The following is a 16,968-nucleotide window of genomic DNA, read 5'->3' as shown; positions in this document are numbered from 1 at the left end:
TCCTTGTTACAAACTATAACAAAAAGTTGTCACAATTAGCGTCACAATTTAAAAAAATTTTAATTATTTAAATAATAGAGAAATTTATACTAAAATTTCTCTATTTCCTTTTGTATCAGCTTGTGATAAAACACCAGTATTTTCAAGTTGTTCTACTATTGTTGCAGCTCTATTATAACCAATTCTAAGTCTTCTTTGTATATAAGAGATTGATGTCTTTCTATCTGCTAATACTACATCTTTTGCATCTTGATAAAGTTCATCTAAATTTGATAAATCACCATTCCCATTACTATTTGAAGAATTTGATAAATTAGAAATAGATTTATCTTTTATAAAATTCATATCATATTCAACTTCTCTTTGTGCTTTTAAAAATTCTACGACTTGTTCTATCTCAGTTTCTGTACTCCAAGGAGCATGAATTCTTACCAATCCAGGAGTTCCTGGAGGTGTAAATAACATATCCCCTCTTCCTAAAAGGGATTCTGCTCCCATTGAGTCTAAAATAATTTTAGAATCTATTTTTTGACCTACTTTATAAGATAATCTACTTGGTAGATTTGCTTTTATGAGTCCTGTTACAACATCTACTGATGGTCTTTGTGTCGCAACTATTAAGTGAATTCCACTTGCTCTTGCCATTTGAGCAAGTCTAGCAATAGAATACTCTACATCTTTTCCACTTGTCATCATCAAATCAGCTAATTCATCAATAACAACAACAATATAAGGCATAGTTTCATAGCCTTCTTTTTGTGCTTTGTCATTGTAGTTTTCAATGTTTTTTGTCTTTGTTTTTGACATTAAAGTATATCTTCTTTCCATCTCACCTACCATATTTGCTAAAGCATTTATAGCATCCACTGCTTTTGTAATAACTGGTGTTAAAAGATGAGGAATATCGTTATACATAGAAAACTCAAGCATTTTAGGATCAATCATAACAAGTCTTAAGTTATCTGGTGAATTTTTATATAATAAAGAGAGAATCATAGAATTAATTCCAACTGATTTTCCACTTCCTGTTGTTCCAGCTATTAATAAATGTGGTAATTTCTTCAAATCAGTTACAAAAGGTTTTCCAACAATATCTTTTCCTAAAATCATAGTTAGTGGAGATTTTGAGTTTTGGAAAATCTCACTTTCTAACATCTCTTTTAAATAAATTGTTTGTGTATCTTCATTTGGTACTTCTATTCCAACTACATCTTTCCCTGGAATTGGAGCTTGTATTCTTATAGTTTGAGCTTTTAATGCCATTGCTAAGTCATCTTGAAGACTTAAAATTTTTGAAACTTTTACATTTGGTGCTGGTTTAAACTCAAAAGTTGTTACAACAGGTCCAGTATAAGTTCTTACTACATCACCATCAATTTTAAACATAGCAAGTTTATCAAGTAAATCTGCTATTTTCTGATCAATTAAAGCTTCATTTACTTTTGATCTATTCTCTTTTGGAGGATTTTGAAAAAATGAAGTTGGAGGTAGTTGGAAATTTTTTGGTTTTTCAGTTTTCCCTAATTCCAAAGTTTCTAAAAGCTTTTTATTTTCTTCTAACTCTTCAACAATAATACTTGAACTAATTTGTTCTTTTTCTTCTATTTGTTCAACTAAATCTTCATTTTCAGTAGATGATTTTTCTATAATAGAAGCCTCTAAAATATCCTCTTCTATAATATTATTAATAGATTGATTATTTTGTTGAGATTGAATAAATTCTAATCTTTTTTGTTCTTGAATAATTTGTTCTTTTGATATAGGTTTTCTAGATACTTTTACTTGATTTGTTTGTGATTGTTTATTTACTTTAATACTATTTCTTAGTTTTATTTTATTTTTTAATTTTTTTAAATCTTCAATATCATAATCTGATGTTTCAAAAAGTATTAATACTGAGATTACAAATCCAAAAAGAACAAATAAATAAAGTCCAATTCTTCCTATAATTGGTGCCAAAGTATCTACTAAAATATTTCCTACTTCACCTCTATCATAAGGATTCTCAATAACTAAAGCTTGAAAAATAAGTAAAATAAGGAATAGTAAAAATATAACTACAATATTTAGAATTAAATCTTTTTTATCTAATTTTTCTTTAAAATTTATCAAATATAGAGGATATGTAAATAAAAGTAGATAAAAATATGATAAATATGAAAAATATCTATTTGAAAAATTTGCAAATGAAAATCCAACATCTCCTACAACATCTTTTGATATTGCAAATGTTGAAAATTGAAAATATAAAAGTGTAAATAGTATGATTAGTGATATTATTTTCTTTGCGATGATAACGACCTTTTTATAAAATTATTTTAATAAATTTGATATTTTACCTTGTAATCTAAGCCATTGTTTATGCTCAAATAAAGGAAACCCAGCCCAAGCTTTTTTAGGTTCAGTAATACTTTTTGTAACTCCACCACGTGCAGCAATAGTTGTAAAAGGTGCAATCTCAAGATGTCCAGAAGTAGCACTTTGTCCACCCATAACTACATAATGATGAAGTGTTGTAGAACCAGATAATCCAACTTGAGTAACTAAAATACAACCTTTTCCAATCTTACAATTATGTGCTATATGAACAAGATTATCTATTCTAACTCCATCATCAATAGTTGTAGACTTGAAAACAGCTCTATCTATTGTGCAATTTGCACCAATTTCAACATCAGAACCAATAATAACATTTCCATTTTGATATATTTTGATATATTTACCATCTTTTGTATTTGCAAAACCAAAGCCATCACTTCCAATAACTGTTCCTGCATGGACAATACAATCATTGCCAATAATACAATCTCTATAAATAGTTACATTTGGATATATAATAGTATTGTTTCCTATTTTTACATTATCCCCTATAAAACTTCCAGACATAATAGTACAATTGTCGCCAATATTACTATTTTTACCTAAGTAAACATTAGGCATTATTTGTGTATTTTCTCCAATTTTAGAATTTTCTCCATCTATTTCAATAAGTTTTGGAGCAAAAAGTTTACTAACTTTTGCCAAAGCTAAATATGGTTCTTCACAAATTAAAGCAATACAATTTTGTGGAACTTCTTTTGAGTGCTCACTATTTACTAATATAGCTCCAGCTTTTGTATTTTTTAGATCATTTATATATTTCTTATTTTCTAAAAATGTAAGTTCATATTCAGTTGCATCATTTAAACTATTTAAACTTTTTATTTCTTTGTCACTTTGACAATCTATTCCTAAAAATTGTGAAATCTCTTTTAAAGTCATTTACTATCCTTGAATTATGAAAGATAAGAGAAAACTCTTATCTTTCCATTGCTACAATACCACTTCTTACAACTTCTAGTGGATTAAACTTTTGCATAACTTTTATAAAATTCATGATTCTATCACTAGAATCTGTTGCTGAAACTATTATAGCTTCATCTGTAACATTTTGAATACTTCCATGATATGCTCTTGCAATTACATCAATATCTGAAAGTTCATTATCTATTGAAAATTTCATTAAAACTGTATCTTTTTCAATAACATTTTTATGTTCATTTACTTTTAAAACAGGAATTAATTTATTTAACTGCTTTACAATTTGATCTATTACTCTTTTATCTCCAGTTGTAACTATTGTCATTCTTGAATATGGACTATCTTCCATTGGAGCAACTGTTAAAGAGTCAATATTAAATCCACGAGCAGAGAATAATCCTACAATTCTTGATAAAGCATTGTGTTCATTTAAAACAATTATAGAGATAACTTGTCTAGTTGTTTGTGTATCATAATAATGGTTGAAATTACTCATTATTTATCTCCTTTTAATAAAGTCATCTCATTTAAAGAATGTCCATTTGGAACCATTGGTAATACCTCTTCTAATCTTGCAACAATTACTTCAATCATTGCTGGTTTTCTTTTCTCAATTGCATCTTTTAAAGCTTTATCAAATTCATCTTTTGTATTTACTCTATACCCTATTCCACCAAAAGCTTCAATAAGCATTTTAAAGTTTGGTTGAGCTGTTAAATCAGTTTCGGCTAACCTATTTTCATAAAATAGTGTTTGCCATTGTCTAACCATACCTAAATAGTTGTTATTTAAAACAATATTTATAACTGGTAAATCATATTCAACACAAGTCATAAGTTCTTGAATATTCATCAATATAGAACCATCTCCAGTAAAGTTTATAACAACTCTGTTTGTATCTTTTACTGCTCTTGCAACTCCTAAAGCAGCTGGAAGTCCAAATCCCATCGTTCCTAATCCACCACTTGTTATCCATTGTCTTGGATAAGAAAATGGGAAAAATTGTGCAGTCCACATTTGATGTTGACCAACATCTGTTGAAATAATTGCATTATCTCCTAATATTTTTCCAACTCTTTGAATTGGCCATTGAGGTTTTATAACTTCATCACTATCAATATATCTTAGCGGCTCTTTTTCTCTATAATCTTTTAATAAATCAACCCAATTCGTATAATCATTGAATTCATAGTTTTCTATATCTTCAAGCATTGCTTTAACAGTTAATTTCAAATCTCCAACTATTGGATAATCAGGAACTACAAGTTTTGCTATACTTGTTGGGTCTATGTCTATATGTATAACTTTTGCTTTTGAAGCAAATTCATCAAGTCTTCCTGTAACTCTATCGTCAAATCTAGCACCTAAAGATATTAATAAATCAGTTTCATAAGCCGCCATATTTGCTGCATACTCTCCATGCATACCTAACATTCCAAAGAAAAGTGGATTTTCATCTCCCATAACTCCTCTTGCCATAAGTGTTTCAACTGCTGGAATATTTAGTTTTTTTGCTAAATCTCTTATTTCATAAGAACAGTTTGATAAAATTGCTCCACCACCAATATATAAAAGTGGTTTTTTAGCATTGCTTATAGCTTCCATAGCCTTTTTTAATTGTCTTTTATTATAATTAATTGTTGGCTTATAAGTTGGCATATTTACCTCTTCAGGGTATACGAAATCTCCAACTTGAGCTGTAATATCTTTTGGTATATCAACGTGAACAGGTCCTGGTCTTCCAGTATTTGCTAGATGAAATGCCTCTTTTAAAATTCTTGGTAAATCTTCAATTTTATTTACTAAATAATTATGCTTTGTACATGGTCTTGAAATTCCAACTGCATCTATTTCTTGAAAACCATCTGTTCCAATAATAGTAGTTGGAACTTGTCCAGAAATAATTACAAGGGGTGTTGAATCCATATAAGCATCAGCAATTCCTGTAATTGCATTTGTAAATCCAGGTCCACTTGTAACTATTGCAACTCCTACTTTTCCAGTAGCTCTTGCATAACCTTCAGCTGCAATTATTGAAGCTTGTTCATGTCTATTTAAAATATGTTGAAAATAGTTTTGTTTATAAATTTCATCATAGACGTTCATTATAGCGCCTCCAGGGTATCCAAATACTACTTCAACCCCTTCTTGATGTAATGATTCTATAACCATTTTTGCGCCAGTCATTTTCATAATAATTCTCCATTTTCTAAAAATAAGTATTTATTCTACTCAATTTTCAATTAAATTACCTTTTGATGTATAATTAAATTTAAAAATTTAAGCAAAATTTAGTAATATTAATTTTTTTATGATATAATAATTCAAAATAGCTATTTTTAGGAGAACAATATGGATATAAATGCTATAAATAGTACTAATAATATACAAAACTTAAATCATTTAAATAGTAGTTCAAATACAGTATTAAATAAAACTCAATTAAAATATAGTGCAGAAGATTTTAGTAGTGATTCATCAGCAAATTTAAATGTTAGTAGAAGTTCGATTCTAAAAAGTGAATTTTCGCAAGATATTCAGTCTTTAAATGATGGAATAGCAAAATCTCAAATAGCAAAATCTTCTATGGATAATCTTCAAGACTTTTTGAAGAATATTGAAAATAAACTTGAAAATAGTCAAAATATTGATGATAAAAATGAATTAAAGCAATCTATTAATCAAGATTTAAGAGCATTTAATCAAAAAGCATTTGATACAAAATATCAAAATGAAACTTTAATTGCAAATAGATATAGTGACAATCAAGAAACAATAGAAGTTAGTTCAAGTAATGCAGTTTATTCTATCGATAAACCAAATGTTGCTAATTTTACAAATCAAATATTTGATGTAGTGAATAATAATAATTTAAATAATCCACAAAATATACAAAATGCATTAGATACAGTTTCTAATACATCAAAAAAATTAGAAGAATTATCGAACCAATTTGTTGATTTCTCAAAACAACTTCAAAGTGATGCTAAAAATCAAATAAATGAACAAATTTTTAATCAAACTATAAATTTTGGAAGAGAGTCTAGTGACTTTACAAAAACAAATATTCAAGCAAATGCAGGCTATCTAGCTGCTGCTCAAGCAAATATAGTACAAGAACAAAGTGTAAGACTTCTTTCTTGAAGCTTACATTTTTATTGCAAAATCTATAGCAACACCTTCTCTTAATCCATCATCAAAAACTATTGATTCCTTTTTATCTAAAACTTCAAAAAATGTTTTATAGATATAAGTTCCAACTTCCATAAACTCTACTCTACCTTTTCCTACAAGTTTTGTAACTTCTTCTAAAGATTTATTTTTTAATATATTTAAGCTATTTTCTAAATCTTCATAATATATTTTTGTTCCATTTACTAAATTTCTATCATAATTAAAATAATCAATTCCAAGCTTTACTGCTGCTAAAGTTGTAGGAGTTCCAGCTGTTGCTACAAAAATAAAATTTTTTAAACTAAAATTTATTTTTGATATAAAATCTTTTATCTCTTTTTTCCTACTATTTAAGTCATCTTGTAAAGAACTAGTTTTTATATTTTTTTGAGTCATAGTAACTATTCCAAAATCAAAACTTTTACTAAAAAACTTTTCATCTTGATTTATTACTAACTCTGTTGAACCACCACCAATATCTAAAAGCATAAAATTCTTTGATTCTATTTTTTCTCTTTTTAGTGCATATTTTACAGCTAACAAAGTAAGTCTTGCTTCTTCATTTGAGTCAATTATATTAAATTTTACACCAGTTTGTTTTTTTAAATACTCTAAAACTTCTTGAGAGTTTTTTGCTTTTCTCATAGCTGCTGTTGTAACACAAATGGCATCTTTTATATTAAAATTCAATTTTTGTGAAGCAGTTTTTAATGCTTCTACTACTCTTTCTTGAGCTTCTTTTGATATAAATCCAGTTGATATTAGACCATCAGCAAGCCCTACAACTTGATGATATTCATCTAAGATTCTATGATTTTTTCCATCATATTTTAAAACTCTAAAAGAGTTAGAACCCAAATCTATTGTTATGATTTCTTTCATTATAAATGCTTGATTTTTATTTTAGAATTTAATAAATATCCAATTACTACCATCATAGATAATACAAAATATTCATTGATATAACCTATTAAGAAAATAAGATAAACAACCCAGAGAAGTATAGCTCCTAAAGGAGTTGGTATTCCTGTAAAATACTTTTCAACCTCTCCTTCATCTGCATTGATATTAAATTGAATTAGTCTTCGTAGTCCTGATATAACATAGTAAATAAATGCAGCTGATACAAAAGCCATATTTAAAAATTCTTCTTTTGTATCAATAACAGCAAAATATATAAACATTGCTGGAACAATAACAAAAGATAAAAAGTCTGCATAAGAATCAAGTTGAATACCAAATTGAGATGATAAATTGTATTTTCTTGCTATTTTACCATCAAATATATCAAAACCTCCAGCAAGCCAGGCAAATAGTGCTGCTGCAAAAAAATCATTATGTGTTAGAAAATATATTGCAAAAACTCCACAGGCAATATTAAAGAAAGTTACAATATTTGCTAAATTAAAATGACTATATTTATTGAATAAAAAACTCATCGTTTTCCTTTTTCTATTTTAAAAAATCTTAGCAATTCTACTATAAAGTTTCTCAATTTTAAGTTTACCTTACTTTTTTATTTTTTTTGATATAATAAAAAAGTTTATATAATGGAGGTAAGTATGGATATACAAAATGATTATTTGAGTACTTCACTAATATATTCACAACTTGCTTTAAAAAATAGTCAATTATCTAGTATAGATAAGAAAGAATTTGAAAAATCTATACAAAATAGTAATAATGACATAAATAATTTAGATAAAAATTATGATGAAAGAGATTATCAAAGAGTTTTAAATAGATTTCAAAATAGAGATAGTGAAGTAAAAGCTCATGAACAATTACATGCTAGCTTAGCTACAACAACTACACCAGTAAATTATGATTATCAAGTTGGACCAGATGGAAAGTTATATGCTATTGGAGGAAGTGTTAGATTAGATACTTCAATACCAAAAGATGAATCAGCTGCTATACAAAAGCTAGATGAACTTAAAAAAGCAGCTGCTGCACCAGAAGGCTTGAGTCAAGCTGATAGTTCAATTGCTCAAAGATCTAATTTAAATAAATTACTTTTACAGAGTTTACAAGAAGGAATAGAAAATGAGAATAGATAATAATCTTGGTGCTATGTTAGGTGCTGGTTTACAAATACAAGAACAGGCTTCTAATATTGCGCAGGTTGCTAATACTGTTGCTGATAGTGATTTTTCTGCTGCAGCTTCTGATATAGCAAGTGAAATGGTAGAACAAATACCAGCGATTATAGCGTATAGTGCAAATGCAAAAAGTATTGAAATTCAAGAAGTTGCAATGGAAAGGCTTTTAGATATTAAAGCTTAAAATAAAAATAGAGCTTAAATTATGCTCTATTTTTTATAAATTTTTTTAGATTATCTAATTCAGATTCATTAAATACTTTTATACCATTTTCTTCTAGTAATCTTGCTGTTAGTCCTTTTTCATCTATTAAATTACCATTAAAATTTCCATCATAAACTTTACTATTTCCACAAGAAGGAGATTTTGATTTTAAAAGTGCAACTTTTATATTATTCTCTTTACAGATATCCAATGCCTTCTTTGCACCCAAAAGAAAGTTTATAGTTATATCATTGCTAAATTCATCAATAACTATAAATGGTTTATTATGACTTTTTATCTCTGCTTTATTTCGTGGAATTGATAATCCTCCAGCAACTTCAGGACAAATAGAGTAAATTTCATTTTCACACATAATATCCATAAAAAGTTCTTTATAAGAGAATTTGAATTTAGGGTTTAGAGCAATACTAGAATTTGCTCCATTATATCTTACATCTTCTCCTAAAAGACAAGAAGATACTAGAATTTTCATATATTATCTTCTTCAATATCTAGTTTTAAAGCTTTTAAATCTTTATAAAAAAATGTTGGAAGTTGAATATTTTTAAATGCACTTTTCATAGATACAAATATTTCTGGATTTTGTTCTTCAAGTTTTGCTAGAAGTTCTTTTGTTGTAGCTCTTGCATGAGGCATTTTTACATCAAATCTTAGTCCTGGACAAGCTTCATCTCCAATAACTCTTATCTCATTTGAATTTGCAAATGCTCTTAATTGTCTTTCTCTACAAAAAATCAAAGGTCTTATAACTTCTAGTCCATTTTCAGCTTTATAAATTGGTGGCATAGTTCTCATTGTTCCATTATAAAATAAATTCATAAAAAATGATTCCATTGCATCATCTAAATGGTGTCCTAATGCTACTTTATTATAACCTTGCTCTAATGCAGTAGTATATAAATACCCTCTTCTCATTCTTGAAAAAAATGAACAAAAAGAAGAGTTTTTTCTTATTTTTTCTCCAGCTAAATCAAAAATTTGAGTATTTATAATCTCATGATCTATTCCATGCTCTTTACAGTGATTACTTAAAAACTCGATTTGTTCACCCATTCCATAAGTTACTGTTACTGCTTTAAAATCAAATTTATATGGTGCTACTTTTTTTATTCTATTTAATGCATGAATTAGAGTAAGAGAGTCTTTCCCTCCACTAAATCCAACTAAAATTCTATCGCCATCTTTTATCAAACCATATTCTGCATTTGTTCTTCCAATAGTTGTAGATATTTTTTTACTTAATTCTATCAATTTTATTCCTAATTATTTTTTTGGGATTATATCCAACAAAGTTTTAATAAACTATTTTAGATAAAAAATATATAATTCCAGTTTATTAGCCTATTTTAAAGAGTAATTATGACAAATGAAGAAGAATTAATATTTATTGATAAAATAAAAGAAACGATTTTACCGATTGCAATATATTTAAATGATGAAGAAATAAGAAAAATTATTGAAGAAGTAGAAAAATCAAATGATACTTTACCAGAAGGCTTTGGAAATATGCTTTTTGAACAAATAATAATTTTAAAATATAATAGATTAGGTAAATAGTTATGAGAGATTTTATAAGTTATAAAAAATCTTTAGAAATTTTAAATAATATAGAACTTCCAAAAGCTATCACAAAAAGAGTGTTTATATCTGATGCTATAGGAAAAGTTTTAGCAAAAGATATAATTGCAGACCATAATAGCCCAGAATTTCCAACTTCAGGCATGGATGGATATGCTATAAAGTTTGAAGATATAAATAGTGATTTTTTAGAAATAATTGATAAAAATCCAGCTGGATTTGTTGTAGAAAAAAGTGTTGAAAATGGTACTTGTATAAAAACTTTTACTGGTTCACTTATGCCAAAAGAAAGTGATACTTTAGTTCCGATTGAAAATGTTGAAGTTGTAAATAATAAAATAAAAATCACAAAACCAGTTGATAAAGGTTTTGCTGTAAGAAATATAGGTGAAAATTACAAAAAAGATGAAGTTTTAATAAAAAAAGGAACAATCATTGGATTTAGTGAAGTTGGTGTTTTAGCTTCACTAAATATTCCACAAATAGATATTATAGTAAATCCTTTAATAGCAGTTGCTAGTACAGGAAGTGAGATTTTGGATTTAGGTGTAGAAAAAACAAATGACTCACAAATAAGAAGTTCAAATCATTTAACATTAGAAGCTTTATTTAAAAGCAATGGAGCAGATGTTTTACAAATGGGTCCAGTTGAAGATAATATAGAAACAATTACTAATTTTTTTAATTCTGCTCTTCAAAAAGCTGATATTTTAGTAACAACTGGTGGAGTTTCAGTTGGAGATTATGATTTTGTACAAGATGTTATAAAAGACAAATTAAAAGCAAAAGTTTTATTTCATGGAGTTACTATAAAACCTGGTATGCATATACTTGTAGCTTTAAAAGATGAAAAAATTATAATTGCATTACCTGGATTTGCTTATTCTTCTACTATTACAGCTATTTTGTATGTTTTACCTTTGATTTATAGATTTAGAAGATCAAATGAAAATTTGCCTATTTTTAAAGCTAAAATAAATCAAGACTTTAAACGAACTCAAAATAAAACTATTTTTACCGCATGTAATGTTGAGTATATCAATGGTGAATATATTATTGATTTTGTTGGTAAAAAACAAGGGACGAGTGCTATTTTAACAAATATGTTGGGTAATCCTGCACTTTTAATACAAGATGAAAATAGTGAAGATATAAAATCTGGTGATTTTGTAGATATATTGTTATTAAACAATATTAAGTAATGAACAAAAATATTTTTTATATTTTAATCATATTAGCTATGATATTTTGGGGTGCTTCATGGATAAGTACTAAAGTCTTAACTACTTATATAAATGCTTATGAAATGGTATTTTTACGAATGGGAATTTGTTTTATTTCTATGATTCCCATTGTATATTTTTTAAAAATGCCATATAAATTGGATTTAAAAACTTTTATTTTAGTAGTCATTGCTTCTATTTTATTAGTTTTATATTCTGTTTTTATGTTTTTTGGAGTGGAACATGGAACTGGTAGTTTTGGAGGAGCATTAGTTCCTACTTTAATACCAATAGCAACATATATTTTAGTAGCAATACTTTCTAAAAAAACAATTTCATTAAAACACTCTTTTGCTCTAATTTTAGGTGCTTTTGGAGTTTTAAACATGTTAAATGTTTGGAATTTTCAACCTCAAGAGATATTTTCAAAAGACAATATTTACTTTGTAACTATCTCATTTTTATGGGCAATTATCACGATAATTACAGCAAAAGCTACAAAAATAAATGCTTTTGTATTTACTTTTTATACTTATGTAATCTCAACTTTTATTATGTATCTTTTATATATTGATAATTCTATTTTCCAAACAGTAATAAATTATGATTTTAAATTTTGGTTTAATGTCTTTGTTATTACAATCTTAAGCACAACATTTGGAACTTCTATATATTTTATAGGTGCTACAAAACTTGGAGCAAAAGAAGTTTCTAGTTTTGTATTTTTAGTTCCAATAAGTGCTATATTTTTAGGTGCTATTTTTTTAGGAGAAGAAGTTGGAGTAAATACTATAATTGGAGTAATTTTTGCGATGATTTCTATATATATTTTAAATAATCTTAAATTTCCAAAAATATTCAAAAAAAGAGTTTAGAAACTACAAGTTTCTAAATCTCCATTTTTAAATCCTTTTTTAAAAGCTTCCATTCTTTGTTTTGAAGTTCCATGAGTAAAAGAATCTGGTACAACATAACCTTGTGCTTGTTTTTGTAAAGTATCATCACCTATTGCATTTGCGGCATTTAAAGCATCTTCTAAATCACCATCTTCTAAAGAGTTAAATATAGCTTGTGAATGATAAGCCCAAACACCAGAATAACAATCAGCTTGTAGTTCTACTTGAACTTGAAGAGCATTTTGTTTTGTAGCTGAAAGGCTACTTTTTGCTTGTTGGACTTTGTTTAAAGTTCCTAAAAGGTTTTGTATATGATGCCCTATTTCATGGGCGATTACATAAGCTTGTGCAAAATCACCAGGTGCTTTATATTTTTTTGCTAATTCATCAAAAAAAGATAAATCAAGATAAACTTTTCTATCAACAGAACAGTAAAATGGTCCAACTTGTGAAGATGCAAATCCACAAGCACTTTTAACTCCACCTCTAAAAAGTACAAGTTTTGGCTCTTGATATCTCAATCCATTCTCTTTAAAAATATTTGCCCAAATATCTTCAGTTTGGGCTAAAATAGCACTAACAAACATAGCACTTTTATCATCTTGTGCTTGATTTACTACTTTATTTGTTTGATTACTTTGAGTTCCTCCATCAAGTAAAGCTAAAGGATTTATCCCAAAAATAAAATATGCGACAACACTAACAATTAAGATAATTCTTCCTATTTTTGTACCCAAAAGTGCCTTTATCAAAGGTAATAAAGCTACCATAGAAGAGCCACTAGTACGGCTTCCAAAATTTTGAGTTTCGCCTCTTCTATCTTCTACATTTGAACTTCTTCTATTATCTTCCCATTTCATCTATATCCTTAATATTTAAAAAAATTATTATATATTATCTTTAAATTAATATTGCTGAAATAAAAGAATTAGATGTTTAATTCGTTCCCCAAGCTCTAGCTTAGGAATGGATATATTTTCTAAATATAATATTACCATTTCATTTTAGTTTCCATCTGCACTCCCAACGAGGATATTGGAAATGAGAAAAATACTAGTAGTTCCACTCATATTCATCACCTCTCAATACTCTTTTTTTTATTAGAATCTCTTTTACTTTTTTTAAATCTTTTTTACTTACAGGGATTAGATTAATTTGAAAACAAAACCTTTTAAAATAATTTGCTCCTATGGTTTTAAATACAATATGTCCACTTATAACTCTTTTTGGTAGAGCTTGCACCTCTAGATTTTTATATTTAATCTTATGAAAATAACTTTTTCCAAATACATTCCACTCTTTCATTACACAGTAATTTGTAAAGATAACTCTTCTAAAAAACCAAATATCAAGAAGAGTATATATACAACCTATAAAACCGATTAATCCAACTAGAAAGAAAAATAAGTTTGCGTGAAACATAATAAAAAGACAAAAAGACACACCAAAGATATAAAATAGTAATGCAAAAACTAAACCTTCTGAGCTATATTTTAATTCTAATTTAATATTTTTATCTTTCATTTAAATCCCTTTCTTTATATATAATTTTACTTATTTAAAAGATATTTTTCTGATATTTTTTTATTTGGTTTTACTCCCAAATCCAAAAATTTCTCTGCTCTTGAGATAAGATTTCCTCTACCAGAACTTAGTTTATTCATGGCTTTTTGATATGAATCTTGGCTTTTATTTAGATAGTTTCCAATAGATTCTACATCTTCAACAAAGGCTACAAATTTATCATACAAATCACCTGCTTGTTTTGATATCTCTTTTGCATTTTCATTTTGTCTTTCATCTGCCCAAATATTTTCAATAGTTCTTAAAGTAATATATAAAGTCGATGGAGAAACTAGCATAATATTGTTTTTTAAAGCTAATTCAAAAATATTTTGGTTTGTTTGATTTAGCAAGATAAAAGCCCCTTCAATAGGAATAAACATCAAAACAAAATCTAAACTTCTTAAATCACTCAAATTCTCATATTTTTTTGAACTCAAATCTTTAATATGACTATTTATAGAACTTACAAGTCTGTTTAAAGCATCTTTCTTATCATTTTCATCTTCACTATTTGTGTAGTCAATATATGAATTTAAAGATAGTTTTGAATCAATGATAATATCTTTGTTTGTTGGAAGATGAACTATCACATCAGGACGAAATAGTTTTCCACTATCATCTTTAAAAGAGTTTTGAACTTTGTATTCTAAACCTTTTCTAAGTCCAGTTTGCTCCAATATTGAAGATAAAATCATCTCTCCCCAATCACCTTGAAGTTTATTTTGTCCTTTCAAAGCTTTTGTAAGATTTATAGCATCTTGTGAGATTTGATTGTTTAACTCTTTTAGATTTTTTATCTCTGTTATAAGTGAACTTCTTTGTTTTGTATCTTCGTTGAAGATCTCATTTACTCTTGTTCCAAATAGAGTTAATTGCTCTTTAAAAGGTGTTAAAACTTGATTTATATTTTGGTTTGATTTTTTTTGAGTATCATCAAAAAGTCTATTTGCAAGGTTTTCAAACTCTAGTTTCATCTGTTGTTTATTATTTTCTAAAAAAGCAATTTTTTCTTTTAAACTCTCTTTTTCAACTCTGAAAAGTTCTTCAATATTTGCAAGTTTTAACTCATAAGAGTTTATGATATTTTGATATTTTTGTCGTATAAAAAATATAGTAGCCAAGAAGATTACTAAAACCAATCCTACAAAGGCTACTAAAATAAAATAGTCAATATTTATCATATCTTATCACTAAATTTTTTTGTATGTACATCATATCCAAGCTCTTTAAATCTCTCAATTAAAGGTGGATGAGAGTAGTAAAAGAAAATATATAAAGGATGAGATAATGGAAATGATTTATTTTCATTTGCAAGTTTTAATAAAGCATTTACTAAATCCTCTTTTGTAGCTAAATTTGAGCCAAATTCATCTGCTTTATACTCATTGTGTCTTGAAATAAGAGATATTAAAGGCATCAAGAAAAATGACAATATTGGAGAAAATATCAAAAATACCGTTATTATCGCATAAGGTTCGTTGTTTAAAGATAATCCTAAAAATAGTTCATCATTTAAATTTCCAAATATAGCAAAGAAAACAAACATAACAAATCCCATAATTCCTATATTTTTTAAAATATCTCCATTTTTAAAATGTCCTAATTCATGTCCTAAAACAGCAAGTAATTCATTGTGAGTTAATTTTTCAACTAAAGTATCAAATAAAACAACTCTTTTTGTGCTTCCAAGTCCACCAAAATAAGCATTTAGTCTATTATCTCTTTTACTTGCATCAACACTGTAAACCCCACTACTTTTAAACCCTACTTCATCTAAAAGTTTTTCTATTTTTGATTCAAGTTCTTTATCTTTTAGATTTTCAAATTTATCGAACATCTTATCACGAATTACTGGATAAAGCATATTTATAAGTATAATTACAGCAAAAATAAAAATAAATCCAAAAATCCACCAAGCTGGGAAGTTTTGAATGATAAATGCAATTGCTGCAATTACAAGCGAACCAAAAAGCAAAAATAAAACACCCGTTTTAATAGTATCTTTTATAAAAAGTGCTGGTGTTATGTTTGAAAATTCATATTTTTTATTTAGTTTAAAAGTTGAATATAGTTCAAATGGTAAACCTAAAAGCCAATTTATAATTATAAATAAATCTACAAAAACAATAGCTTTTAGCCAATATTCATCAATTTGTATAAATGAATCTAACGTTTTTAATCCAAAACCAATCCATATAATAAATAGAACAAAATCATAAAAAGTTGAAGCAAGATTTAGCTTCTCTTTTTCTATTGCATAGTTTGAAGCTTCCAGATATTTTGAAGGCTCTAAAATAATAGCTTCCAATTTTCTTGCATCTTGTATAAAACCTATTTGCATAAATGAAATGTAAATATTAACAGCAAAATAGATACAAAATGCTATAACAAATATCTCTAACACATATAATCCTTTAATAATATATTTTAAAGATTATATTTTATTCAAATTTTGCTCTAAACTCTTTTAATTTAGATATTAACTTTTCATCTTTTGAGATATAAATCAAATCATAGTTTTCTTCAAATGACTTTTTTGTAAAATTTGTACTACCTATAAGAGCTAAATTGTCATCTATTAACATAGCTTTTATGTGCATTTTATTTTTATCTTTATTTACAATAGTTTTTATTTTGCTATTTTTAAAAAGTTTTAAAACATCATCATCTTTTGAAACTTTTTCGCCATCAAATATCTGTACCATTTTTTGAAGCTTCTAGTAAATCTTTTGCTATTTTTTTATATGAAAAATTGTACATAGCAATAAAAATAGAAGATTTTGCTTCATTTATCAAAGATTTGATTTTTTCTTGTGCAATTTTTGACTCATCAGGAAGTAAAAAAACTTCATTTGCAAAAACATTCAAAGAAAAAAGTAAAATTAGTATTAGTTTCTTCATAT

Annotated in this window: 20 protein-coding genes; 6 read left to right on the top strand and 14 right to left on the bottom strand. The window is 26.8% G+C overall.

Features of this window, described 5'->3' with window-relative positions; translation table 11 throughout:
• Positions 1–84 precede the first annotated feature (84 nt).
• From ALANTH_RS06410 to ALANTH_RS06395, 4 genes are all read right to left on the bottom strand, one after another.
• On the bottom strand, positions 85–2,109 hold the full coding sequence (locus ALANTH_RS06410; protein ID WP_371317627.1) for a DNA translocase FtsK: 2,025 nt from the start codon (positions 2,107–2,109) through the stop codon (positions 85–87).
• A gap of 204 nt (positions 2,110–2,313) precedes the next feature.
• Positions 2,314–3,261 carry a UDP-3-O-(3-hydroxymyristoyl)glucosamine N-acyltransferase gene (lpxD, locus tag ALANTH_RS06405; protein WP_026807808.1) on the bottom strand — a complete coding sequence of 316 codons (948 nt, stop codon included), beginning with the start codon at positions 3,259–3,261 and terminating at the stop codon, positions 2,314–2,316.
• 37 nt (positions 3,262–3,298) lie between these two features.
• Entirely contained in the window at positions 3,299–3,796 is a 498-nt protein-coding gene (gene ilvN / locus ALANTH_RS06400; RefSeq protein WP_026804386.1) for an acetolactate synthase small subunit, read from the bottom strand.
• On the bottom strand, positions 3,796–5,493 hold the full coding sequence (locus ALANTH_RS06395; protein ID WP_026807807.1) for an acetolactate synthase large subunit: 1,698 nt from the start codon (positions 5,491–5,493) through the stop codon (positions 3,796–3,798). The genes ilvN and ALANTH_RS06395 overlap by 1 nt, the downstream gene beginning before the upstream one ends.
• 159 nt (positions 5,494–5,652) lie before the next feature.
• Between ALANTH_RS06395 and ALANTH_RS06390 the strand changes: the two genes are divergently transcribed.
• A complete protein-coding gene (locus ALANTH_RS06390) occupies positions 5,653–6,444 on the top strand; it encodes a hypothetical protein (RefSeq protein ID WP_026807806.1) in 792 nt (263 codons plus the stop codon).
• A gap of 3 nt (positions 6,445–6,447) precedes the next feature.
• On the opposite strand, the gene ALANTH_RS06385 is transcribed toward ALANTH_RS06390, so the two are convergent.
• Together ALANTH_RS06385 and ALANTH_RS06380 are read right to left on the bottom strand one after the other, a co-directional pair.
• Positions 6,448–7,356: a Ppx/GppA phosphatase family protein gene (locus ALANTH_RS06385; RefSeq protein WP_026807805.1), complete on the bottom strand. Its 909-nt coding sequence runs from the start codon at positions 7,354–7,356 to the stop codon at positions 6,448–6,450.
• Entirely contained in the window at positions 7,356–7,913 is a 558-nt protein-coding gene (locus tag ALANTH_RS06380; protein WP_026804382.1) for a CDP-alcohol phosphatidyltransferase family protein, read from the bottom strand. The genes ALANTH_RS06385 and ALANTH_RS06380 overlap by 1 nt, the downstream gene beginning before the upstream one ends.
• Before the next feature lie 123 nt (positions 7,914–8,036).
• Between ALANTH_RS06380 and ALANTH_RS06375 the strand changes: the two genes are divergently transcribed.
• Together ALANTH_RS06375 and ALANTH_RS06370 are read left to right on the top strand one after the other, a co-directional pair.
• Positions 8,037–8,534, top strand: coding sequence for a putative metalloprotease CJM1_0395 family protein (locus tag ALANTH_RS06375; protein WP_026807804.1), 498 nt, complete (start codon positions 8,037–8,039; stop codon positions 8,532–8,534).
• The gene (locus ALANTH_RS06370) at positions 8,521–8,760 is read left to right on the top strand and encodes a hypothetical protein (RefSeq protein ID WP_026804380.1); all 240 of its coding nucleotides are present in this window, start codon (positions 8,521–8,523) and stop codon (positions 8,758–8,760) included. The genes ALANTH_RS06375 and ALANTH_RS06370 overlap by 14 nt, the downstream gene beginning before the upstream one ends.
• A 19-nt stretch (positions 8,761–8,779) precedes the next feature.
• Here ALANTH_RS06370 and ALANTH_RS06365 read toward each other — a convergent pair whose 3' ends face one another.
• Positions 8,780–9,274, bottom strand: coding sequence for a 2-thiouracil desulfurase family protein (locus tag ALANTH_RS06365; RefSeq protein ID WP_026807803.1), 495 nt, complete (start codon positions 9,272–9,274; stop codon positions 8,780–8,782).
• Positions 9,271–10,053 (bottom strand): tRNA 2-thiocytidine biosynthesis TtcA family protein, encoded by a 783-nt coding sequence (locus tag ALANTH_RS06360; RefSeq protein ID WP_026807802.1) that lies wholly within the window; start codon positions 10,051–10,053, stop codon positions 9,271–9,273. The genes ALANTH_RS06365 and ALANTH_RS06360 overlap by 4 nt, the downstream gene beginning before the upstream one ends.
• Positions 10,054–10,161: 108 nt before the next feature.
• On the opposite strand from ALANTH_RS06360, the gene ALANTH_RS06355 reads away from it, so the two are divergent.
• The 3 genes from ALANTH_RS06355 to ALANTH_RS06345 are packed head-to-tail and all read left to right on the top strand — an operon-like array spanning position 10,162 to position 12,478.
• A complete protein-coding gene (locus ALANTH_RS06355) occupies positions 10,162–10,359 on the top strand; it encodes a hypothetical protein (RefSeq protein WP_026804377.1) in 198 nt (65 codons plus the stop codon).
• Between the two features lie 2 nt (positions 10,360–10,361).
• Entirely contained in the window at positions 10,362–11,582 is a 1,221-nt protein-coding gene (locus tag ALANTH_RS06350; RefSeq protein WP_026807801.1) for a molybdopterin molybdotransferase MoeA, read from the top strand.
• Positions 11,582–12,478: a DMT family transporter gene (locus ALANTH_RS06345; protein ID WP_026807800.1), complete on the top strand. Its 897-nt coding sequence runs from the start codon at positions 11,582–11,584 to the stop codon at positions 12,476–12,478. Before ALANTH_RS06350 ends, ALANTH_RS06345 begins: the two co-directional genes overlap by 1 nt.
• On the opposite strand, the gene ypfJ is transcribed toward ALANTH_RS06345, so the two are convergent.
• The 6 genes from ypfJ to ALANTH_RS06315 all read right to left on the bottom strand — a co-directional run bounded on the left by ypfJ (position 12,475) and on the right by ALANTH_RS06315 (position 16,966).
• Complete coding sequence (gene ypfJ / locus ALANTH_RS06340) at positions 12,475–13,359, bottom strand: KPN_02809 family neutral zinc metallopeptidase (protein ID WP_026807799.1); 885 nt, start codon at positions 13,357–13,359, stop codon at positions 12,475–12,477. The genes ALANTH_RS06345 and ypfJ overlap by 4 nt on opposite strands.
• Before the next feature lie 193 nt (positions 13,360–13,552).
• The gene (locus tag ALANTH_RS06335; RefSeq protein WP_026807798.1) at positions 13,553–14,023 is read right to left on the bottom strand and encodes a hypothetical protein; all 471 of its coding nucleotides are present in this window, start codon (positions 14,021–14,023) and stop codon (positions 13,553–13,555) included.
• A 26-nt stretch (positions 14,024–14,049) separates the two neighbouring features.
• On the bottom strand, positions 14,050–15,246 hold the full coding sequence (locus ALANTH_RS06330) for a DNA recombination protein RmuC (RefSeq protein WP_026807797.1): 1,197 nt from the start codon (positions 15,244–15,246) through the stop codon (positions 14,050–14,052).
• Complete coding sequence (locus ALANTH_RS06325) at positions 15,243–16,469, bottom strand: M48 family metallopeptidase (RefSeq protein WP_026807796.1); 1,227 nt, start codon at positions 16,467–16,469, stop codon at positions 15,243–15,245. Before ALANTH_RS06325 ends, ALANTH_RS06330 begins: the two co-directional genes overlap by 4 nt.
• A gap of 37 nt (positions 16,470–16,506) precedes the next feature.
• On the bottom strand, positions 16,507–16,770 hold the full coding sequence (locus ALANTH_RS06320; protein WP_172658505.1) for a phospholipase D-like domain-containing protein: 264 nt from the start codon (positions 16,768–16,770) through the stop codon (positions 16,507–16,509).
• Positions 16,754–16,966 carry an FAM83 family protein gene (locus ALANTH_RS06315; RefSeq protein WP_172658504.1) on the bottom strand — a complete coding sequence of 71 codons (213 nt, stop codon included), beginning with the start codon at positions 16,964–16,966 and terminating at the stop codon, positions 16,754–16,756. Before ALANTH_RS06315 ends, ALANTH_RS06320 begins: the two co-directional genes overlap by 17 nt.
• Between the last annotated feature and the right edge of the window lie 2 nt (positions 16,967–16,968).

Source organism: Aliarcobacter lanthieri (genome assembly GCF_013201625.1).
GTDB lineage: Bacteria > Campylobacterota > Campylobacteria > Campylobacterales > Arcobacteraceae > Aliarcobacter > Aliarcobacter lanthieri.
Note: the sequence above shows the minus strand (reverse complement) of the source record. Positions and strands in the feature narration are given on the sequence as shown.